Origin of the sequence: Streptomyces sp. CA-210063, assembly GCF_024612015.1 — a bacterium.
Taxonomy (GTDB): domain Bacteria; phylum Actinomycetota; class Actinomycetes; order Streptomycetales; family Streptomycetaceae; genus Streptomyces.
On sequence record NZ_CP102512.1, the window covers coordinates 1,772,481 to 1,794,363 of the forward strand.

The 21,883-nt window shown below is 69.3% G+C and carries 18 protein-coding genes and 1 pseudogene; 14 read left to right on the plus strand and 5 right to left on the minus strand.

Annotated elements, in window-relative coordinates:
- Positions 1 to 42 precede the first annotated feature (42 nt).
- Both JIX56_RS07630 and JIX56_RS07635 read left to right on the plus strand, forming a co-directional pair.
- A complete protein-coding gene (locus tag JIX56_RS07630) occupies positions 43 to 2,859 on the plus strand; it encodes a non-lysosomal glucosylceramidase (protein ID WP_257538005.1) in 2,817 nt (938 codons plus the stop codon).
- Positions 2,856 to 3,920 carry a family 43 glycosylhydrolase gene (locus JIX56_RS07635; protein WP_257538006.1) on the plus strand — a complete coding sequence of 355 codons (1,065 nt, stop codon included), beginning with the start codon at positions 2,856 to 2,858 and terminating at the stop codon, positions 3,918 to 3,920. Before JIX56_RS07630 ends, JIX56_RS07635 begins: the two co-directional genes overlap by 4 nt.
- Before the next feature lie 143 nt (positions 3,921 to 4,063).
- Here JIX56_RS07635 and JIX56_RS07640 read toward each other — a convergent pair whose 3' ends face one another.
- The 3 genes from JIX56_RS07640 to JIX56_RS07650 all read right to left on the minus strand — a co-directional run bounded on the left by JIX56_RS07640 (position 4,064) and on the right by JIX56_RS07650 (position 7,158).
- A complete protein-coding gene (locus JIX56_RS07640) occupies positions 4,064 to 5,032 on the minus strand; it encodes an aldo/keto reductase (RefSeq protein ID WP_257538007.1) in 969 nt (322 codons plus the stop codon).
- 33 nt (positions 5,033 to 5,065) lie between these two features.
- Positions 5,066 to 6,049, minus strand: coding sequence for an aldo/keto reductase (locus tag JIX56_RS07645; RefSeq protein ID WP_257538008.1), 984 nt, complete (start codon positions 6,047 to 6,049; stop codon positions 5,066 to 5,068).
- 212 nt (positions 6,050 to 6,261) lie between these two features.
- Positions 6,262 to 7,158 (minus strand): helix-turn-helix domain-containing protein, encoded by an 897-nt coding sequence (locus JIX56_RS07650; RefSeq protein ID WP_257538009.1) that lies wholly within the window; start codon positions 7,156 to 7,158, stop codon positions 6,262 to 6,264.
- A 187-nt stretch (positions 7,159 to 7,345) separates the two neighbouring features.
- Between JIX56_RS07650 and JIX56_RS07655 the strand changes: the two genes are divergently transcribed.
- The 7 genes from JIX56_RS07655 to JIX56_RS07685 all read left to right on the plus strand — a co-directional run bounded on the left by JIX56_RS07655 (position 7,346) and on the right by JIX56_RS07685 (position 13,683).
- Entirely contained in the window at positions 7,346 to 8,005 is a 660-nt protein-coding gene (locus JIX56_RS07655) for an SDR family NAD(P)-dependent oxidoreductase (protein ID WP_257538010.1), read from the plus strand.
- A 452-nt stretch (positions 8,006 to 8,457) separates the two neighbouring features.
- Entirely contained in the window at positions 8,458 to 9,339 is an 882-nt protein-coding gene (locus JIX56_RS07660) for a carboxymuconolactone decarboxylase family protein (protein WP_257538011.1), read from the plus strand.
- A complete protein-coding gene (locus tag JIX56_RS07665; protein ID WP_257538012.1) occupies positions 9,336 to 10,175 on the plus strand; it encodes an SDR family oxidoreductase in 840 nt (279 codons plus the stop codon). Before JIX56_RS07660 ends, JIX56_RS07665 begins: the two co-directional genes overlap by 4 nt.
- Before the next feature lie 102 nt (positions 10,176 to 10,277).
- A complete protein-coding gene (locus JIX56_RS07670) occupies positions 10,278 to 11,321 on the plus strand; it encodes an NAD(P)-dependent alcohol dehydrogenase (protein ID WP_257538013.1) in 1,044 nt (347 codons plus the stop codon).
- A 47-nt stretch (positions 11,322 to 11,368) separates the two neighbouring features.
- The gene (locus JIX56_RS07675; protein WP_257538014.1) at positions 11,369 to 12,211 is read left to right on the plus strand and encodes an SDR family oxidoreductase; all 843 of its coding nucleotides are present in this window, start codon (positions 11,369 to 11,371) and stop codon (positions 12,209 to 12,211) included.
- A gap of 40 nt (positions 12,212 to 12,251) precedes the next feature.
- On the plus strand, positions 12,252 to 12,671 hold the full coding sequence (locus tag JIX56_RS07680) for a (R)-mandelonitrile lyase (protein ID WP_257538015.1): 420 nt from the start codon (positions 12,252 to 12,254) through the stop codon (positions 12,669 to 12,671).
- 25 nt (positions 12,672 to 12,696) lie between these two features.
- Positions 12,697 to 13,683, plus strand: a complete 987-nt coding sequence (locus tag JIX56_RS07685; protein WP_257538016.1) for a quinone oxidoreductase family protein — start codon at positions 12,697 to 12,699, stop codon at positions 13,681 to 13,683.
- Positions 13,684 to 13,704: 21 nt separating this feature from the next.
- Here the strand turns inward: JIX56_RS07685 and JIX56_RS07690 are convergent.
- Positions 13,705 to 14,749: pseudogene (locus JIX56_RS07690) on the minus strand (NAD(P)-dependent alcohol dehydrogenase).
- 271 nt (positions 14,750 to 15,020) lie between these two features.
- On the opposite strand from JIX56_RS07690, the gene JIX56_RS07695 reads away from it, so the two are divergent.
- The 5 genes from JIX56_RS07695 to JIX56_RS07715 all read left to right on the plus strand — a co-directional run bounded on the left by JIX56_RS07695 (position 15,021) and on the right by JIX56_RS07715 (position 20,538).
- Positions 15,021 to 15,926, plus strand: coding sequence for a helix-turn-helix transcriptional regulator (locus JIX56_RS07695; protein ID WP_257538017.1), 906 nt, complete (start codon positions 15,021 to 15,023; stop codon positions 15,924 to 15,926).
- A 79-nt stretch (positions 15,927 to 16,005) separates the two neighbouring features.
- Positions 16,006 to 16,965 (plus strand): aldo/keto reductase, encoded by a 960-nt coding sequence (locus tag JIX56_RS07700; protein WP_257538018.1) that lies wholly within the window; start codon positions 16,006 to 16,008, stop codon positions 16,963 to 16,965.
- 61 nt (positions 16,966 to 17,026) lie between these two features.
- Positions 17,027 to 18,013 (plus strand): aldo/keto reductase, encoded by a 987-nt coding sequence (locus tag JIX56_RS07705; protein WP_257538019.1) that lies wholly within the window; start codon positions 17,027 to 17,029, stop codon positions 18,011 to 18,013.
- Positions 18,014 to 18,567: 554 nt separating this feature from the next.
- On the plus strand, positions 18,568 to 18,903 hold the full coding sequence (locus JIX56_RS07710; protein ID WP_257538020.1) for a DUF6537 domain-containing protein: 336 nt from the start codon (positions 18,568 to 18,570) through the stop codon (positions 18,901 to 18,903).
- A 417-nt stretch (positions 18,904 to 19,320) separates the two neighbouring features.
- Positions 19,321 to 20,538: an aldo/keto reductase gene (locus JIX56_RS07715; RefSeq protein WP_257538021.1), complete on the plus strand. Its 1,218-nt coding sequence runs from the start codon at positions 19,321 to 19,323 to the stop codon at positions 20,536 to 20,538.
- Between the two features lie 91 nt (positions 20,539 to 20,629).
- Here the strand turns inward: JIX56_RS07715 and JIX56_RS07720 are convergent, their stop codons facing one another.
- Positions 20,630 to 21,709 carry a PQQ-dependent sugar dehydrogenase gene (locus JIX56_RS07720; RefSeq protein WP_257550777.1) on the minus strand — a complete coding sequence of 360 codons (1,080 nt, stop codon included), beginning with the start codon at positions 21,707 to 21,709 and terminating at the stop codon, positions 20,630 to 20,632.
- Positions 21,710 to 21,883 lie beyond the last annotated feature (174 nt).

Sequence of the window (21,883 nt, forward strand, 5' to 3'; positions counted from 1 at the left end):
CCGGTACCGCCTTCGATTCATCGACCCCCCGAAAGGACTGGCATGGAGCCGCAGGACAGGTCCGAACCGAACACGACACGCGAGGGCGGAGGTTTCCCGCGGAGGGCTTTCCTGCGCGGGGGCGCGCTCTCCGTGGCCGGGCTCGTCGCCGCAGGCGAGTTCGGTGGATTCCCGGCCCTTCGCTCGACCTCGACCGCCCACGCGTCACCGCTCAACGCGGTGAGAGGACCGGAGGCGGCGTACGTCCGCACTTGGGGCCTCGCACCGGACGGCCCCTGCGAGGCGGTGGGCGACCCGGAGTGCCGCACGGGCATACCCTCGGGCCTGCGCGGACGCGCCGGCGGTATGAGCGTGCCCGGTCTGGGCATCCCGCTCGGCGGCGTCGGCGCCGGCTCGTTCCACTACAACCTGTTCGGAACCTTCGGGCCATGGAGCATGGGCGGTTCACAGGCGTCGGACTGGTGGGACATGCGCACACTCCCCCAGGCGGCCTTCCACATCCGTGAGCAGGTCGCGGGTGCCTCGGGCGGCCCGACCGTCAAGACCCTCGCCACGCGGCACGACCACATCGCCCCGCAGCGGGACTTCGACGGGGTTCTTCCGCGGTGGAACCAGCTGAACCCCGGTGACGGCACCTATGCCGCGCTGTACCCGTTCGGCTGGACCACCTACAACGTGTTCAAGTCGAAGGTGTCCATGCGGTTCTGGTCGCCGATCGTGGCCGGCGAGGACGAGCGCACCTCGATGCCGGTGGCCTTCTTCGACGTGGAACTGGCGAACCCCACCGCGAAGGCCATCGACCTCTCGGTGATGTTCACGTTTCCGAACGCCACGCCGCATGTGGAGGGCACGACACGCACCGGGCTCTACAGCCGCTTCGACACCGACGCCCGGTCGGGTGTCGCCGGCGTGACGCTGGGTTCGGACGACGCGACGAACACGCCCGACTCCTACAAGTCGGAGTGGACCATCGCCGCCCTGCCGACCGCGGGCCAGAAACTGACGTACGTCACCTCCTGGAACGGAGCAGGCGACGGGAGCGACATCTACGAGCCGTTTGCCTCCACTGGCAAACTGCCGAACAGCGCCCTGGACGACTCGGACTCGGCGGGCGCCGTCGCCATGACCGTGCGGCTACGGCCGGGCCAGAAGACAACCGTCCGGTACGCCCTGTCCTGGGACTTCCCCCAGGTGTACTACGACGGCGCGCCCGAGGGCCGGGCCGTCTGGATGCGCCGCTACACCGAGTTCCTCGGCGCCACCTCGACGGCCACCAACGACTACGTCCCGAACTCGTACCCCTTCAAGCAGGCCTTCACCATCGCCAAGCGTGAGCTGGCACGGCACGACGACTCCCTCGCCGCGGTAGAAGCGTGGTGGAAGCCGATCGCCGAGAACCCGAAGTACCCGGTGTGGCTGCGGAAAGCGGCCCTGAACGAGCTGTTCGGCATGGTCTTCAACGCCTCGTTCTGGGAGGCGGGCCTGGTCAGCAACACCATCCCGCCCGCCCCCGGCGGACCTCGCCTGGGCGCGGAGATCCCCGACACGCACCTCTTCTACACGATCGACGCGGGAAGCGGCGGCGCAGGGGCCAACGAGATGGACGTCGACAGCTTCGGCTACCTGCTGTACACGAAGCTGTTCCCCACCATCGAACTCGGGCGCCTGCGTGCCTGGTTGCAGCTGACCAAGCAGGACCGGTGGGGGCGGGTTCCCCAGCAGATCATGGCCGACACAGGTCCGTTCATCAGCGCGACAGCGGCCAATCAGGGCGCTCCCTCGGCAACGTCCGAACCCGTCTTCGGCGCACCGCCCGCCGGCACCAACGACCTCGGCGCGCTCTTCGACCCCGCGGGCGGCGACGCGTTCCGCGACTGCTTCCACAAGCTCATATACCGGGTGTACGCGCTGTACAAGGAGACCGGCGACACCAGCCTGCTCACCTACGGCTACCCCCAGATGCTGCGCACGCTGAAGCACTCGCAGTTCTTCCGCCCGCCCGGCTCCCACCTCCCGGCGGACCCACCGTCGAACAACCCGGCGAACACCTACGACCAGCTCCTGGTCAACGGCCACGGCATCTACAACTGCCAGCTGTATCTGCTCTCGCTGCAGATCCTCTCGACGCTCACCCCCAAGGCCAGAGCCCTGGGAATACCCGAGGCCACGCGCGCGGTCGAGAAAGAGATCGACACCGAACTGGCAGCGGCGAAGGAGGAGTTCGAGGAAACCTTCTGGAACCCCGAGACCGGGCGCTACCGCTACTGCGACGGCACCGGCGGCATCGACGGGCGGACCGGCGACATCTTCGGCGCCAAGAAGCCGGTACTGCCGACGGACGCCGCCTTCCTGGACGCGTTCTACGCCCAGTGCGTCGCTTCCCAACTCGGCCTACCGAACCTGATCAACCTCCAGCGCGCCCGCAAGCACTGGCACAACACCCTGGACGCCTTCCTCGCGCCCAAGGACACCAACGGCGTTCCCGTAGGCCCGCCCATCATCCTGGACGAGAACCTCAACCCCTACCCGATGGACTACATCCAGCCCGCCCCCGGCCGCTTCGTCCCGGAGATCGCCGACGTGTGGCCCGGCACCACCTGGATGGCGACCGCGGCCGCCGTGCACATCGGCCGCGCGACCGGTGACGGGAAACTCATAGCCAAGGCCCTGAAGATGAGCGAGGCCGTGGCGAACCGGATCTACGACGACGGCGCCACGACCCTGGGACACGCCTTCGCCACACCGGAGTCCTGGTTCGTGGCCAACCCGAACATCTCGCGGTACGCGGCCTACGCCCGAGCCCGCTCCGTCTGGCAGCTCGTCGACGCACTCGACACCGTGCAGGGGGCTTCGAAGTGACCACACCGCCACCGCCCCGGTCGTCCATACGTCCGGGCCAGGTCTGGTACGACACCGCCGGCCGCCGCATCCAGGCGCACGGCGGGTCGATCACGTACCTCGACGGAACGTTCTACTGGTACGGGGAGAACAAGGAGAGGACGAAGCCCGGCAGCGGCATCTGGCACTGGGGAATCCGCTGCTACGCCTCCACCGACCTCTACAACTGGGAGGACCGGGGGCTGATCATCCCGCCCGAGCCGGACGACCCGAAGTCTCCTCTCCACCCAGCCCAGCAGGTCGACCGCCCCCACATCATCTTCAACGCGACGACCAAGGGGTACGTGTGCTGGATCAAGATCATGGGTGAGGGGCACACCCAGGAGAGCACCGTCCTCGTCGCCGACGACTTCCTCGGCCCCTACCGCGTCGTCCGCACGGGGCTGCGCCCGCTCGGCATGAACGCCGGCGACTTCGACCTCGCCGTCCATCCCGACGACGGCAAGGCGTACTACTACTTCGAGCGCGTGCACAGCGAGCTGATCTGCGCCGACCTGACCGACGACTACACGGATGTCACCGGCTACTACTCGACCCACTTCCCGCACCCGCACCCGCCGTACGTCCGTGAGGCACCGGCGCACTTCACACGCAACGGACTGCACTACCTGATCACTTCGGGTACCACCGGCTACGCGCCCAACCGGTCGGAGGTGGCGGTCGCGCGGACCTTCCACGGCCCGTGGACCGTGCTGGGCGACCCGCATCCCCACGATGCCTCCGGCACCTCGTACCGCTCCCAGATCAGCTCGGTCTTCAGGCATCCGCACAAGAAGGACCTCTACATCGCCCTGGCCGACAGATGGCTGCCCGGCCTGGCACCCGACCTGGCCGAGCCGATCCAGGATGAGATGCGCAGGCGCTTCTCCGGAGAAGCCACGGAGGACGCCGCCGTGCTCCCCCAGGAACTGATCGACCCCGACACCTCCATCGCGGACTACGTCTGGCTGCCCCTCCGCTTCGAAGGAGAGATGGCCTTCGTGGACTGGCACGACGAATGGCGGATCGAGGACTACGACTGACAGACGCACCGAACAGGCGCCGCGATGGCGAGAGGTGCTGCCGGACGGGGCACCCGAACCTCCTGCGAGCGGACGGCGCGCCTCCTCGAAGTCGTGGGGCGCGCCGTCACTCGGTGGTCGGGGATCAGTTGGGCACGGGCCGCTCAGTAGTAGCGGCCGCCCTGCGGGGTGGGTAGGGCGTCGAGCTCGGCGAGGTCCTCGGCGCTGAGCTGGACATCGGCCGCGCCGGCGTTGTCCAGCAGGTACTTGGGGGTCTTGGTGCCGGGGATCGGGACGACGTACTCACCCTGGGCCAGGACCCACGCCAGCGCCACCTGCGCCGGGGTGGCGCCTATGCGTTCGGCCATCTCGCGGACCTTCTCCGCGAGGGCGAAGTTGACGCGCAGGGCGTCCTGCTGGAAGCGGGCCAGACCGCGTCGGAAGTCGTCCTGGGGCAGGTCGTCGAAGGAGGTGAAGCGGCCGGTGAGGAAGCCTTTACCGAGCGGGGAGTACGGTACGAAGGCGATGCCCTGCTCCTCGCAGTACGGCAGGACCTCGGTCATCCAGTCCCGCGTCCACAGCGACAGTTCGGACTGCACCGCGGTGATCGGGTGGACGGACTGGGCCCGCCTGATCTGCTCGACGCTCACCTCGGACAGACCGATCGCGCGGGCCTTGCCCGCCGACACGGCCTCCGCCAGCGCGCCCACGCTCTCCTCGATCGGCACATCCGGGTCGACGCGGTGCAGGTAGTACAGGTCGACGTGGTCCGTGCCGAGGCGCCCGAGACTCTCATCGAGAGAACGACGGATGTGCTCCGGACGGTTGTTCAGTCCGGGTACAGGTTTCCCCTGGGCGTTACGGGTGAGGGCGCCGACCTTGGTGGCCAGCACCGCTCGTTCCCGGTGGCCGTTGGCAAGCGCACGGCCGAGCAACTGCTCGTTGGTGAGGGGGCCGTACACGTCGGAAGTGTCCAGCAGGGTCATCCCCAGGTCGAGGGCCTGGTGGATCACCGAGATCAGTTCGGCCTCGTCGCGCGGGGTGGCCTGGTCATAGCCGAAGCTCATGCCCATACAGCCCAGGCCGATGACGCCGACCTCGGGTCCGCCCGGGCCGAGTGTGGTGGTACGCATGTGTTCCTTCCGAAGGTCGTCGGGCGGGCCGGGTCAGCGGTTGACCAGCCGCATGCCCGCCTCGTGGAGGCGGTCGCCGGCGGCGGGGGCGAGGTTGTTCAGGCGGGTGAGCTGCTCGGCGGTCAGTGCGATGGCGTCGGCGGCGGTGTTCTCCTCGACGCGGGAGACCCGCTTGGTGCCGGGGATCGGGGCGATGTCGTCGCCCTGGGCCAGCAGCCAGGCCAGGGCCACCTGCGCGGAAGTGGCGTCGACCTCGGCGGCGACGGCCTCGACCTCCTCGACGATGCGCAGGTTGCTCTTGAGGTTCTCCTCCGTGAAGCGGGGGTTGTTCGCCCGCCAGTCGTTCGCTTCGAAGTGCTCGGTGGCACGGATTGTGCCGGTGAGGAAGCCGTGGCCCAGCGGCGACCAGGGCACCAGACCGATGCCCAGCTCCCGCAGCAGCGGCAGGATCTCCGCCTCCACATCCCGCGTCCACAGCGAGTACTCCGACTGCAGTGCGGCGATCGGGTGCACGGCGTGGGCACGACGGATCGACTCGGGCGCCGCCTCGGACAGGCCGATGTGGCGGATCTTGCCCTCGGTGACCAGGTCGGAGAGGGCGCCGATGGTCTCCTCTACGGGCGTGTTGGGATCGACGCGGTGCTGGTAGTAGAGGTCGATGTGGTCCGTGCCGAGCCGCTTGAGGGAGCCTTCGAGCGCGGTGCGGAGGTTGGCCGGGGTGCCGTCGATGTGGCCCATGCCGCCGCTGGTGTGCGAGTACATGCCGAACTTCGTGGACAGAACAACCTGGTCGCGGCGGTCCTTGATGGCCCGCCCGACGAGTTCTTCGTTGACGAAGGGACCGTAGGCCTCCGCCGTGTCGAGCAGGGTGAGGCCGAGGTCGAGCGCCCGGTGGATGGCACGGATGGACTCGGTGTCGTCGGGGGTCTCCCCGGGGCTGAGGTAGACGCCGGACATCGTCATGGTGCCCAGGCCGATGCGGGAGACGTCCAGGTCCCCCAGCTTGATGTGCTTCATGGCTCCAGTGCTCCGCGGGTCGTTCGGAACGGATCTTCAGTTCACCCCCAGCCTGCTCGCTGCGCTCGTCGGATGGCAGGGCGAGTTGGGCCGGGGAGCGGGGTTCAGTGGTGTGCCAGGGCACCCCACGGGCACTGCCTGCGGGCGGGCAAGGCGCAGGCACGATTCGGTCCGGCCACGCAGCGGACCGGTGACGGTTTCGCCCGATGACCTCAGCGGTTCTCCCGTGGGTCGGGCTCGGGCGCCGGATGGGCAGCCCGCTCGCGGTCGATGGTGGCTGCCCAGGTGGCGAGGAGTTGGAGCGCGTCTTCGGAGGGCGATCCGGGTGCAGGGCTGTAGGAGATGAGGGTCAGGCCGGTGTCGGCGTCGATGGACATCGACTCGTAGGCCAGGGTGAGGTCGCCGACGACGGGGTGGCGGAACTCCTTGACGCCATTGCGATGCGGCTGCACGTTGTGTGCTGCCCAGCGGGTGCGGAAGAACTCGCTGCGCGTGGACAGCTCGCCGACCAGGTCGGTCAGTGCCTTGTCATAGGGGGCGCGACCGGCTTCCCAGCGCAGTACGGCAACGGTGTCGTTGGCGACGCCCTCCCAGTCGCCGAAGAACTCCTGCGCCCGCGGGTCGAAAAAGACGAACCTGGCGTTGTTGACGGACGAGGCCTGGTCCTGGAACAACGGGGAGAACAGGGCCCGCCCCAGGCGGTTGGCGGCCAGAGTGTCGAAGCGTCCGTTCCACACGAGGGCGGGGATGGCAAGAGCGTCCAGGACGCGCTGGATGGCGGGACGTATCTGTGCTCTGGTGGCCCGGCGCGTCCGGGTGGTGGCGTTCGCGGCGCGGACCAGGTCGAAGAGGTGGGCCCCTTCGTCCTCGGTGAGCCTGAGCGCTCGCGCGATGTTGTCCAGGACGCTGTCGGAGACCCCGCGGGCGTTGCCGCGTTCCAACCGCGTGTAGTAGTCGACGCTGACTCCGGCCAGGAGCGCGACCTCTTCGCGGCGCAGGCCCGGGACCCGCCGGGAGGCCTTGCCGTAGACGGGCAGGCCCGCTTGCTCGGGCGTGATCCTGGCCCTGCGGGAAGTCAGGAATTCACGGATCTCTTTGCGCCTGTCCATTCTTCGAGATTAGGTCCCTTGCCGATGGGGTGGGGTGCCCTGTCAGTACCTGGATCAGCAGGCTCTCCCTCATCGGCCGCTCTGCCTGTTGCATGGATGGAGCACCGCATGTGCGGACATCCGCCGCATGCATGACGTGGATCACCGCTGTCCCAGGGACGGCAGGACATCTGGAGAAGAGCGAGATATGAACAAAGGAACCGCCCTCATCGTCGGTGTCGGCCCCGGCCTCGGCCTGGCGCTCGCGGAGGCTTTCGCACGGGACGGTCATCCGGTCGCGCTCTTCGGCCGCGACGCGGACCGCCTCGGGAAGCAGGCGGCGGAGCTGACCGGCCAGGGCTTTGTGGCGGCCGCGTACCGGGCCGATGCGGGGGACCCCGAAGATCTGCGGACCGCGCTCGGCCGGGCGGCGGACGGCCTCGGCGCGCCGGAGGTCCTCGTCTACAACGCAGCCGTGATGCAGGCTGACACTCCCACGGGGCTGGACGCCGCGGCATGGGCGCAGGCTCTCGCGGTGAATGTCACCGGGGCCGTGGTCGCCACCCGGACGGTCCTTCCTCTCCTGCGGGACGGCCGGGGCAGTCTGCTCTTCACCGGTGGCGGTTTCGCCCTCCACCCCTCGCCCGAATACACCACGATGTCGGCGGGCAAGGCTGCTTTGCGTGCCTACGTCCATGCCCTCCACGCCGACCAGCACGGCTCGGGCGTGCACGTCTCCACCGTCACGGTTGCCGGCAACATCGGCGGCGAGGACCCGCGCTTCGCTCCCGACGCCCTGGCCGCCGCCTACCTCGACCTGCACCACCAGCCGAAGGACCAGTGGCAGGCCGAGCTCGTCTACGCCTGACAAGCGCGCCCTCAGGTCCGAGCCGGGGCACATGCTCCGGCCGGCACCCTCACTTGCCGGGCCACGTACTCCACCACGGCGGGCCGGCAGCACGTGGCCCGTTTCCGGGTAGGAAGCGTCCCAGTTCGTCGTCGCCGCTGTGCTCGGGTGCCGTGACGCCGGTCATTCCCCGCCGTCACTGTGACATGCCTGATCAGGGGTGCCCTGTCACACCATGGCTGGCCGCTCCCCGGAACACCGGGGCCTGCCTGTCATCGGCGTACCGGGGCACCCTGGAGAACGTCGGGGCCTGTGCACAGGGGGCACGGGCCGGAGGGCGCTGCCGCCTGGCAGGTCCCGCGTCACATGTCCAGCCCGTGACAACGCGCCGGGGAGACGAATGAGGAGAGGGAACAAGCGATGCAGCACATCAAGCGGCGGGACCTGGGGGTTTCCCGGATCCGGTCGGCGCGATGGGCATGTCCCGTGGCTACACCGACTCGGGCACCGGCCAGGCGGAGTCCATCCGCTCCCTGCACCGGGTCCTGGAGGCGGCCATGACACATCGCGAGCCCAACGAAGCCGCCGCGGCGGCACATGAGCGGCTGTTCCCCGGCCACGCCTCCACCCTCGCGGTCACCGATCCGGAGCTGATCGAGCTCTTCGACAACTTCGCCTTCGACGAGGTACTGCGCCACACCGCCGATCTGCCCGAGCGCACGCGGCTGATGACGCAACTCGCCGCGATGATCGGCGTCGGCGCGGTGGCGGAGTACCGGATCATGCTCGGCGCCGCCCTCACCGTCGGCGTCACCCCGGTGGAGGCGAAGGAGATCGTCTACCAGGCGGTGCCGTACGCCGGAATGGCCCGCGTCTTCGACTTCCTGCACGCCACCAACGAAACGCTCACCGACCGCGGCGTGCGACTGCCGCTCGAAGGCCGGTCCGCGACCACCCCCGCCACCCGAATGGCGGAAGGTCTGGCGGTGCAGAAGCGGATCGTGGGCGACGCGACGGTGGACGCCCTGTACGCCAATGCTCCCGAGGACCAGCAGCACGTCCAGGAACTGCTGAGCGCCAACTGCTTCGGCGACCACTACACCCGCACGGGCCTCGACGTCCCCACCCGCGAGCTGCTCACCCTCGCACTGCTGGCCGCGCTCGGCGGCGCGGACGCACAGGTACGTGGACACGTGGCGGCCAACCTGAACGTGGGCAACACCCGTGCCACTCTGATCGCCGTCCTCACCGGCCTGCTGCCGTTCATCGGCTATCCCCGCACCCTCAACGCCCTGAGCGCCGTCGACGCCGTGACCCCGTCCCCGGGCGCCCCGGGCCCGAAGGAAGAAGCATGACCACAGGCACTTGGCTCATCACGGGCGTCAGCAGCGGCTTCGGACGCGCCCTGACCACTCAGCTGCTGGAGCGCGGAGACCGCGTCATCGGCACGGTCCGCTCCCTGGACAAGGTGACCGACCTGCGCAAGCGGTATCCGGACGCCTTCCAGGCGAAGATCCTTGACGTCACCGACACCACCGCGGTCCGCGCCATGGTGGACGAGGCGTTCGCGTCGGGTCGCGTCGACGTGATCGTCTCCAACGCCGGGTACGGGCTGTTCGGCGCCGCCGAGGAACTCACCGACACGCAGGTGGACCACATCATCGCCACCAACCTCGCCGGCTCCATCACCCTGATCCGTGCGGCCCTCCCGCATCTGCGCGCACAGGCCGGCGGACGCGTCATCCAGCTCTCCTCCTACGGCGGCCAGGTCGCTTTCCCCGGCAACTCCCTGTACCACGCGACCAAGTGGGGCATCGAAGGCTTCGTCGAGTCGGTCGCCCAGGAGGTCGCTCCGTTCGGCATCGGCATGACGATCGTCGAACCGGGCGGTGCCCGCACCGAGTTCCGTTACGGCAGCGCACGAGTCGCCGACCTCACCGAGGTCTACGACGCCACCCCCGCCCACGCCTTCAAGGCGATGCTCGACCCCGCGAACGGCCTGGCGCCCGGGGACCCGCAGCGCATGGCCGCGCGCATCATCGAATCCGTCGACGTCAAGCCCGCCCCCATGCGGATGATCCTCGGCTCGCAAGCCCTGGACTCCACCCTCGACGTATTGCGCAAGAGGACCGCCGACTTCGAGTCGCAGCGGGACCTGGCTAAGTCCACGGACTACCCCGCCGGGGAGTGACCGCGCGACGCGGCAGGCGCCGGCAGGGGCCAACTCGTCCCGGACTGCCGGGCAGGAACCACCCACCCGTGACGTACCCGCACCGGTACTGATTGGAGAACCATGTTCACCGTCAACGCGTACGGAGCGACCTCCGCGACCGAGCCGCTCGTCCCCATGACGGTCGACCGACGCGAGGTCGGCCCGCACGATGTCCTCATCGAGATCAAGTACACCGGCATCTGCCACTCCGACATCCACCACGCCCGCAGCGACTGGCGGGAGGAGACATACCCTCTGGTTCCCGGCCACGAGATCGCCGGCGTCGTCAGTGCGGTCGGTTCCGACGTCACCCGGTACGCCGTGGGCGACCGGGTGGGCGTCGGCTGCATGGTCGACTCCTGCCGAGAATGCGTCAACTGCCGCAAGGGCCGGGAGCAGTACTGTCTCCAGGGCAACACGCTCACCTACGGCTCCCTCGGCGAGGACGGTCGCCTCACCCAGGGCGGCTACGCCACCCACATCGTCGTCACCGAGGACTTCGTCCTCCGCATCCCCGAGGGCATCGGACTCGACGCCGCCGCGCCACTGCTGTGCGCGGGCATCACCACCTACGCACCGCTGCGCCGCTGGGGCGCGGGCCCCGGCAAGAAGGTGGCCGTCGTCGGCCTGGGCGGGCTGGGCCACATGGCCGTCAAGCTCGCGCACGCGATGGGCGCCGAGGTCACCGTGCTCTCCCAGTCGCTGAAGAAGATGGACGACGGTCTGCGTCTGGGCGCCGACCACTACCACGCCACCAGCGACCCGGCCACCTTCGAGCAGCTCGCCGGTACCTTCGACGTCATCGTGAACACGGTCAGCGCCCGGATCGACCTCGACGCCTACCTGTCGCTGCTTGCCACGGACGGCATCATGGCCAACGTCGGCGCTCCCGCCGAACCCGTCTCACTCAACGTCTTCACCCTCCTCGGCGGACAGCGGGCCCTCGCCGGCTCCCTGATCGGAGGCATCCGCGAAACGCAGGAGATGCTCGACTTCTGCGCCGAGCACCGCATCGGTTCCGAGATCGAGGTCATCCCGGCCGAGAAGATCAACGAGGCGTACGAGCGTGTTCTGGCCTCCGACGTGCGCTATCGGTTCGTCATCGACATCGCCACGCTGAGCTGAGCCCCCTCTGGGCGGCCCCTCCCCCTCGACAGCAGGAAGCACTCCCCATGAGCAAGGTCATCTTCGTCACCGGTGCCGGGCGCGGCCTGGGCACCGACATCGCCCGGCAGGCCCTGGACGCCGGTCACCAGGTTGTAGCCACCGCCCGCAACCCGCAGAAGGTCATCGACGCCCTCGGCGGGGAGCGGGACAACCTGCTGGCCACCTCCCTGGACATCACCAGCCCGGACGCCGCCCGCGCCGCGGCCCAGGCCGCCACGGAGAAGTTCGGCCGTATCGACGTGCTGATCAACAACGCCGCCACCTTCCAGGCCGGCTACTTCGAGGAGATCTCCGACGCCCAGATGCGGGCGCAGATCGAGACGAACCTGTTCGGCCCGATGAACGTCACCCGCGCCGTCCTGCCCGTCATGCGCTCCCAGCGCGCCGGTCACGTCGTCACCATCTCGTCGATCGCCGGCCTGGTCGGCCAGGAGTTCTGCGTCGCCTACGCCGCCTCCAAGTTCGGCGTCGAGGGCTGGATGGAGTCCCTGCACTTCGACCTGGAACCGTTCGGCATCCGCACCACGATCGTCGAACCCGGCTTCTTCCGCACCGAACTGCTGGTGGACGCCTCCACCAGCTGGGCGGAACTGTCCCTCGACGACTACGCCGAGCGCACCGCCGAGACCAAGAAGATGTGGCAGTCCATGAACGGTCAACAGGCCGGCGATCCCGCCAAGCTCGCCGACGCCCTGCTGAAGGTCATCGACCTGGACCAGCCGCCACTGCGGTTCGTCGCCGGCGACGACGCGATTCCCACGGCCGAGGGCAAGGGCAAGGAAATCACCGACCAGGCGAGCGCCTCCCGCGCCCTGGGCACCGGCCTCTCCCACGACGACGCCGCCTGACCACCCGGCCCCAACCACCCGAACGACTCAAGGAACACTCATGGAATTCGTCAAGCCGCAGCCCACCGGCAAGGGACCCGAGGGCTGGTTCAACGGTGACGTCTGGTTCGACGTCATCCACGCAGGCCAGGAGCCGTCCCGAATCCGCGCCAACATGGTGCGCTTCGCCCCCGGCGCCCGTACCGCCTGGCACCATCACGCCGTCGGCCAGACCCTCCACGTCGTCGCCGGCATCGCCCTGATCGGCACCCGTGACGGCACCGTCTACGAGGCGCACCCCGGCGAGACGGTGACCTGCCCGCCCGGCGAGGAGCACTGGCACGGCGCCGCCGAAGAACACTTCATGCAGCACCTCGCCCTGTGGGACGGCACGGCCCCGGACGACGACAGGCCCGAAACCACCTGGCTGGAGCACATCACCGACGAGCAGTACACCGCACCGCGCACCCGCAGCCACTGACCCCGTACGCCAAGGAGAAGTGCCCATGCCCGAGACGATGACCGCCCTGTTCGGCGGGGCCGGACCCGACTGGACACCACGTCAGGTCCCCGTACCGCAGCCGGGTCCCGGTCAGGTCGTGGTGCGCGCCCACGCGGTGGCGCTCAACAACGCGGACGCCTCCATGCTCGCCGCCGCCGACTCCACCTCCGGCGGCACGGGCAAGGAGTACCAGGCCGGCTTCGAGTTCGCCGGTGAGGTCTCCGCCGTCGGGGAGGGCGTCCAGACGCCTGCCGTCGGCAGCCGCGTGATGGGCACGACACCGGGCAGCTTCGCCCAGTACGTCCTGGCCGATCACCGCCACGTCCTGCCCGTCCCCGACGAACTCGGCTACGAGGAAGCGTGCGCGCTGCCCACCGGGCTGCTGACCGAACACGGCGCCCTCACCGTGGCCGACTTCCAGGCCGGACAGTCGGTGCTCATCACCGGCGCCACCTCCAGCATCGGCCTGATCGGCGTGCAGATCTCCCGCGCCCTGAACGCGAGCCGGATCATCGCCACCACCCGGTCGTCCGCCAAGCGGCAACTCCTGGAGAAGGCCGGAGCCGACACCGTCATCGTCACCGGTGAGCAGGATCTGGCCCAGGCAGTGCTGAACGCGACCGGCGGCGAGGGCATGGACGTGGCCCTGGACCACGTCGGCGGCCAGACCTTCGCCGCCTGCCTGCCCGCCACCCGCACCGACGGGTCCGTGGTCAACATCGGCCGCCTCGACCAGGCTGCCTCCACCATCGACCTGGACGCCCTGTCCTACCGTCACCTGCGCGTCCGGGGAGTCTCCTTCGGCTTCACCCAGCCCGCCGAACTCGGCTCCGTCATCGCTACGGCCGGCCGGCAACTGCTGCCCGCGGTCGCCGACGGACGGGTACGGCCCCTGATCGACACGACACTGTCGTTCGACACCTCCGCCCAGGCCGCCGAACGGCTCCGCTCCCACCAGGCCCACGGCAAGGTCGTTCTCACCGTCCCCTGACACCCAGTGAGGGCCCGCTGATCAGGCCAGCGTCGAGGTGTCGATCACGAAGCGGTAGCGCACGTCGGAGGCGAGGACGCGCTCGTACGCTTCGTTGATCTTCTCGGCCGGGATGACCTCGATCTCCGCGCCGATGCCCTGCTCGGCGCAGAAGTCGAGCATCTCCTGGGTCTCACGGATGCCGGCAATCAGCGAGTACGTGAACACACGGCGGTTGGCGACAACGGCGAACGTGGGGAACGAGATCTCCGGTTCCGAGGAGGCGCCCAGGGTGACGAACGCACCGTCCAGGGCCAGCAGGTTCATGTAGGCGCCCCGGTCGAGGTTCCCGCTCACGGTGTTCAGGATGACGTCGAAGGTGCCGCCAGCTTCTCGAAGGTCTCCGGGTCGCTGGTGGCGTAGTAGGCGTCCGCGCCCAGGCGCAGGCCGTCGTCCATCTTCTTCAGCGACTGCGACAGGACGGTGACCTCGGCGCCCATCGCGTGTGCGAGCTTGACGCCCAGGTGGCCGAGACCGCCCAGGCCGATCACGGCGACCTTCTTGCCGGGGCCCGCGCCCCAGTGGCGCAGCGGGGAGTACGTCGTGGCGCCCGCGCACAGCAGCGGGGCCGCCTCGTCCAGCCCGAGCCCTTCGGGAATGCGTACGACGAAGTCCTCGGTCACCACGACGTGGGTGGAGTAGCCGCCCTGGGTGAGCGTGCCGTCCTTGTCGACGGCGCCGTACGTCAGGGTGTTGCCCTTGAGGCAGTACTGCTCCTCGCCCTTGAGGCAATTCGCGCACTCGCGGCAGGAGTTGACCATGCAACCGACGCCGACCCGGTCGCCGACAGCATGCTTGGTGACCTCGGAGCCGACCTCGGTGACGATGCCGGCGAACTCGTGGCCGGGGACGACCGGGTAGGTCTGCGGGCCCCACTCACCGCGGACGAAGTGGAATCGGAGTGACAGATGCCGCAGTACTTGATCTCGATGAGGACGTCGTGCGGACCGACGTCACGACGCTCGATCGTGGTCAGGGCGAGCGGTTCGGTCGCGGAGGTCGCGGCATAGGCGTTGACGGTGAGCACGGTTTCTCCAAAAGGACGGGGTGGTGCCGGGCAGCCGGGTGGCCGCCGAGTCCGTCCCCGTGGCCTTCCGAGTGGCCTTCCGAGCGCGGCCACGCGCTGGATCGTCGCGGTGCGCGGCTGCCGGGAGCGGAGACGTTCTACGAGCATCAAGCCTGCGCCTCCGGCTCGCCATGTGGCAGACCGCGTTGCAGCCCGGAGTGCTGTTCAGTGCCGTGACAGGGCACCCCACCCGCCTTCCACCCAGGTCGTGGCGTCCCCACACTCGGAAGACATGGATCGTGAGCAACACAGCAGCGGCACCGAGCTGGGGCGCTACCTACGCGCCCGACGGGCCCAGGTGACCCCCGAGGAGGTCGGCCTGCCACCCGGTACCGGCCCGCGTCGTACGCCTGGACTGCGCCGTGAGGAACTGGCCACCCTCGCCGGGATCAGCATCGACTACTTCACCCGGCTGGAGCGCGGCAAGGAGACCAACCCCAGCCCGTCCGTCGTCGACTCCCTCGCCCGCGCCCTCCGGCTGGAGGAGCCGGAACACGACCACCTGCGCAGCCTGGCCGCGCACGCCGCCCGTACCGCTCCGGAACGGCCCACCGCGCCCAGCCGCTCCGTTCGGCCCGGAGTGAAGCTCCTGCTGGAGGCCATGCGGCCCCAGCCCGCGCACGTGGTCAGCCGCACGGGCGACGTACTGGCCTGGAACCCGGGCGGACTGCGACTGCTCGCCGGAATGGAGGACTGGCCGGCGAGACAGCGCAACATCGCGCGCTACGTCTTTCTCCACCCCACCGCCCGCGACCTCTTCGACGACTGGGGCAACCAGGTCCGCGGCTGCGTAGCCCGCCTGCGGGCCCTGGCCGGCACCGATCCGGACGCCCCCGACCTCACCCAGCTCGCCGGTGAACTCCTGCTCAAGAGCCCGGAGTTCGCCCGCCTGTGGGAACGCTACGACGTCCGCGGCCACTCGTATGGCAGCAAGACGTTCCACCACCCGGACGTCGGCGACCTCACCCTCGGCTACCAGTCGATGCAACTGGAGGGCACACCCGGCCACCGGCTGGTCGTGTACCACGCCGAGCCCGGCAGCACCGAGTACGACGCGATGGTCCTGCTCGACCTGGCGGCGTCCGACTCGGCGCACGCGTCGAGGACCGGAGCCTCCCGCACCGGGTTCGCGGACTGACACAGCACTCCCCCGGCCGGTGCGTCGCCCGCGCACCGAACACCGGTCCGACCCACCGAAGACCGAAAGGACGAACAGCATGCGTACCACCACCCTCGGTACCAAGGGACCCCAGGTCGGCGTCGTCGGCCTGGGCTGCATGGGCATGAGCTTCAGCTACGACCAGGCGACCCCGCGCGACGAGGCCGAGATGGTCTCGGTGATCCATCAGGCCCTCGACCTGGGAATGACCCTGCTGGACACCTCCGACGTGTACGGCCCCTACACGAACGAGCAGTTGGTCGGGCGAGCTCTGGCAGACGGCCACCGGGAGCGCACCGTACTGGCCACCAAGGTCGGCGTGCTGGCCAAGGACGGTGCTGTCACCGGTCTCGACGGCCGTCCGGAGCACATCCGTCGTTCTCTCGATGAGAGTCTCGGGCGCCTGGGCACGGACCACGTGGACCTCTACTACCTGCACCGCGTCGATCCGAGTGTGCCGATCGAGGAGAGTGTGGGCGCGCTGGCGGAGGCGGTGGAGGCGGGCAAGGCCCGCGCGATCGGTCTGTCCGAGGTGAGCGTCGAGCAGATCAGGCGGGCCCAGTCCGTGCACCCGGTCACGGCGGTGCAGTCCGAACTGTCGCTGTGGACGCGGGACTGGATGACCGAGGTGCTGCCGTACTGCGAGGAGCAGGGCATGGCCTTCGTGCCGTACTCACCGCTCGGCAAGGGCTTCCTCACCGGCCGCTTCTCCTCGAACGACGACCTGCCGCGGGAGGACTTCCGGCGCGGCCTGGCCCGCTTCCAGGACGACGCTCTGGCGATCAACCGCGCCATCACCGACAAGGTCCGCGAGATCGCCGACCGCATCGGTGCCACCCCTGCTCAGGTGGCGTTGGCGTGGGTGCTGGCCCAGGGCGAGTACGTCGTCCCGATCCCCGGCACCAAGACCCCCAAGTACCTGCTCGACAACGCCGGCGCGGCCGACGTGCGGCTCAGCGGCGAGGACCTCGCCGAACTCGACGCCCTGCCCACCCCGACCGGTGGCCGCTACTACTGAGCCGGCATCGGCCGAACACGACAACAGAGCAGTCCCACAGATCAGTCAGAGGAAGTTGGTCATGGAGTACACGCGTCTGGGAACCTCGGGCCTGAAGGTCAGCCGTATCGCGCTCGGCTGCATGAGCTTCGGCGATCCCGCGAAACGGATGCCATGGGTGCTCGACGACACGGCGGCAGAGCCGATTTTCCGGCAGACCGTCGAACTCGGCATCACGTTCTGGGACACCGCCAACATCTACGGCCTGGGCACCTCGGAGGAGATCGTCGGACGCGCGCTACGGAAGTACACCCAGCGCGACGACATCGTCCTCGCCACGAAGCTGTTCCAGCCCATGCATCAGGGGCCGGGCGGCTCGGGGCTCTCGCGCAAGGCCGTCATGGAGCAGATCGACGCCTCGCTGCGACGGCTGGACACCGACTACGTCGACCTCTACCAGATCCACCGCTTCGACCCCGCGACACCGGTCGAGGAAACGATGGAGGCGCTGCACGACGTGGTCAAAGCGGGCAAGGCCCGCTACATCGGCGCCTCGTCGATGTGGGCGTGGCAGTTCGCCAAGATGCAGCACGCCGCGGAGGCCAACGGCTGGACGAAGTTCGTGTCCATGCAGGACCACTACAGCGTGATCCACCGCGAGGAGGAGCGGGAGATGTACGGCCTGCTCGCCGACCAGGGCGTGGGCAGCATCCCCTGGAGCCCCCTTGCCGGGGGAAGGGTGACCCGCCCCTGGGGCGAGCAGGGCACGACGCGCAGGTCGGAGGAGGACCGTCAGGTCGACATGAACGGCCGGCCGCTCTTCCTCGACAGCGACAAGGCCATCGTCGACGCGGTGCAGAAGATCGCCGAGGGGCGCGGGGTGTCCATGGCGCAGATCGCACTGGCCTGGGTCCTCAGGAACCCGGTGGTCTCGTCCCCGATCGTGGGCGCCACCAAGCCGCACCACCTCGCCGACGCCGTCGCCGCGCTCGACATCGAGCTGACCGACGACGAGGTCGACGCTCTTGAAGCACCCTATGTTCCGCGCCTGCCCGTCTTTTTCTCCTGACCGGTCGGCAAGGGTCGACGTACCGACACGGGTCTGAGCACCGAAACGCCGCCTGGACTCGATCGGCATGCAGAGAGAATTCCCGCGACGCGGATGTCGTCTCGAACGGCATCCGCGTCCCGACGGGCGTAGCGCCGCATCGGCCGGGTCGGGTGGGGCCGGCCTGCGGTGCTCCCAGCTTGTGGCCCGAGCCTCCGACGTGTCGCTGTCCGTTGACAACCAACCCAATCCGGTCGAAGTCTCTGACCTGCGCGGACTGGGTTGGCTGTCAAAGCCGGTCGTGCCGGCGGCTCAGACCTGGCCGATCTGGGGCGACTTGGTTGGATCGCCATGATCGGCATCGACTGGGTCGATGATGTGGGTTCGCGCGCCTCCTGCCCTGCGGCGATTCCGTGAGACGGTGGTCGGCCGGCACGTCATCCCTGAAGGGGCCGGGTCAAAGGAGCTCTCCGTGTGCCGCCGGCCGGTGCTTCAGGACGACAGGACGACAGAGGACGCCTCCCTTGGTCGCGTGAGGTCGGTGCGGCCGGCCGACGTGACCGGCCGGTCCGGGCATGCGCGGGAAGGTCTCCCTGGGCCCATGGTTCACCTCGGTGTTCCGCCTGCTCGCCGGCGCGCGACGGCTGCGCGGCACACCGTTCGACCTCTTCGGCTACGCCCATGTGCGGCGGGTGGAGCGCGAGCTGATCGCCGAATACCGTCGCGTGATCGAAGAGGTCCTCCGGTTCCTCGACCCCACGAACCACGCTCTCGCTGTGACCATCGCCGGTCTCCCGGACGAGGTCCGCGGTTACGAGCAGACAAAGCTCGACAACGTGACCCGCTACCGGCAGCGTCTCGACGATCTCCGGCGCGAGTTGACGCGCTCGCAGCCCGTCTCGGCCCCGTGAGCCGCAACCCCGTGGCCGTCGGACGTCAGAAACCGTGGGCAGGAGTCCTTCTCCACAGGTGCCGAAACCTCACAGGGCGTCGACACCTGAACCTGCAACCAAACGCTACGGGCGGCCCGAGCCAGGCCGAGAGGGCTCTGCACGGGCGTTGGGGGGCACTGCCGTTGCGTGGTACAGCACGGCCTCCCACCCTGGCGGGCCCTCTGCTTGAATCCTGCTGACCCCCGGCAACATCGGCACCACACAACGCGCCCGTCACCGAACGGGCCTGGCCGTCTTCCGACGTCACGGACGTGGGCCGATGCCGCCGGTCGAAGTGCCCAGGTGCTCATCTCCGGCGCGATCTGCTTCTTCATCGCCGTGATGCGGTGACGCACCGAGGGTGCTCTCAACCGACGACCATGAGGGATGTAGTTCATGCACGAACAGGACAGCACGCCGAACGGCAACTCGACCGGTCGCGGTCGTCGCGGCTTCCTGATGGGCGCGGCCGGTCTGGCAGCCACCTCGGCGGTGGCCGGGCCGGCCACCCTGGCACAGGCGCAAGCGGCATCGTCCGCCATCGGCGCCAGGGGTACCGTCGGCCGTCGCAACCAGGTGACCGCGGCCATCACACAGACCGGTCATCGCAGGCTCGGGTCCGGGCCCGCCTCCCTGAAGGTCTCCGGCATCGGCCTCGGCACCCAGACCATGCCGGGCAACCTCTACGGTCCGGTCACCAGCCGCAGGGACATGGTCGCCCTCGTCCGTACAGCATTCGACCAGGGGGTGACGTTCTTCGACACGGCCGAGGCGTACGGACCGTTCGAGTCGGAAAGCATCCTCGGCGAAGCCCTCCGGACCGTCCGCGACGACGTGGTGATCGCGTCCAAGTTCGGCTGGAACATCGACCCCGACACCGGAGCGAACACCGGCTTGAACAGCCGTCCCGATCGCATCCGGCAGGTCGTCGACGGCATACTGGGGCGCCTGCGGACGGACCACATCGACCTGCTCTACCAGCACCGGGTGGATCCCACCGTCCCGATCGAGGACGTCGCGGACACGGTGAAGGACCTCGTCGCTCAAGGCAAGGTGCGGCACTGGGGCCTGTCCGAGCCGGGACTGGGGACCATCCGCCGGGCCCACGCGGTCCTGCCGCTCACCGCGATCCAGAACGAGTACTCCACGCTGTGGCGCGGACCGGAGGAGCAGGTCCTGCCGCTCTGCGAGGAACTCGGCATCGGCTTCGTGTGCTTTTCGCCCCTGGGCACGGGCTTCACGACCGGCACGATCAATCCGTACACCCGGTTCACGGAGGGAGACCGCCGGACCGCGGCACCCCGCAACAGCCGGGACAACATGGCCGCCAACATGCCACTGGTACAGCTGCTCCAGGACTGGGCCGTACGCAAGGGCGCCACGCCCGCCCAGATCGACCTCGCCTGGCTGCAGGCCCAGAAGCCGTGGATCGTACCGATACCCAGCACCACCAGGCTGTCCCACCTCCTGGAGAACATCGGCGCCGAAGAGATCAGGTTCAGCCCCGACGAACTCCAGGAGCTCAACGCCGCCGTCGCGCAGGTCACCATCCACGGTGCCCGGCTTCCGGCAGCGTCCCTCGCGCTGACGGGCGTCGAAGCACCGCCCCGCTGACCGCCTCGCACCAACCGAACGGCGGCACCTCCGGCCGAACTCCCGTACAGCTGCGGGATGTTCGGCCGGGGGTGGCCCCCGCCGTGTGCCTTCAGGACACCCGGACCAGCAGGATCCGGTCGTCGCTGTCCTCCGGGGAGCCCTTGCCGTCGGTGTTGCTGGTGACCAGCCACAGCCTGTCACCGCCCGCCGCGACAACCGTGCGCAGCCTGCCGTACGAGCCCTCCAGCGCGGCCGACGGCTCGCCCGCGATCCTGGAGCCGTCCAGCGGGATGCGCCACAGGCGCTCGCCCCGCAGACTCGCCATCCAGATGGCGCCCTCGGCGTAGGCGATGCCGCTGGGTGAGGCCTCGGCGGGAGTCCACTGCGCCACTGGATTGGTGAAGCCCGCCCGGTCGCTTCTGCCCTCGACCTCCGGCCAGCCGTAGTTGCGGCCAGGCCGGATCAGGTTCAGCTCGTCCCAGGTGTCCTGCCCGAACTCCGACGCCCACAACTGCCCGTCGTCGTCGAAGGCCAGACCCTGCGGGTTGCGGTGGCCGGAGGAGTACACGAGCGAGTCGGGCTCGGGGTTGCCGGGGGCGGGCCGACCCTCGGGGGTCATGCGCAGGATCTTGCCGCCGAGCGAGTCCCGGTCCTGGGCGATCGGCTTGTCCCACGTCTCACCGGTGCCGGCGTAGAGCATGCCGTCCGGGCCGAAGGCGATCCGACCGCCGTTGTGGTAGGTCCCGGTGGGGATTCCTTCCAACACGGTCTCCGGACGGCCCAGTTGCTCGCCCTGTGGGCGCGAGGTGTCGTACCGCATGCGGACGATGCGGTTGTCCGAGGTGGTCGTGAGGTAGGCGTACACCAGGCGGTCGGAGGCGAAGTCCGGGGAGACGGCGAGCCCGAGCAGGCCACCCTCGCCGGGCAGGTCCCGCGCTCCCTGCACGGTGCCGGCCTCGGTCGTCGTGCCGTTGTCCGCGTCGACGCGGGTGATCGTGCCGTCGTCGCGGGAGGAGACCAGCAGGTCGCCGTCCGGCAAAGCGGCCATGCCCCACGGGGTGTTCAGTCCCTGCGTCACGGTCCGCAGGACCCGCACGCGCGAGGAGCCCGAGCCCGCGTTGTCCGTTCCGGCGGCCGACGCGGGCTCCTCCTCACCGCCCGAACTCCCCGACGTACAGCCCGCGAGCATCAGTACGGCGGCGGCGCAGGCCGCGGCCCAGGGCGTTTTCGGAGTGGGACGGGGCACGGCGGGGTTCCTCTCGATGGCGCGGACGGTGGCAGCGTTCAGGGGCGGTGGGACAGCGGGCGCCTGCCGACTACGGTTCGGCAGCGCCCCAAAGGGGCGCGGGGAACTGCGCGACCA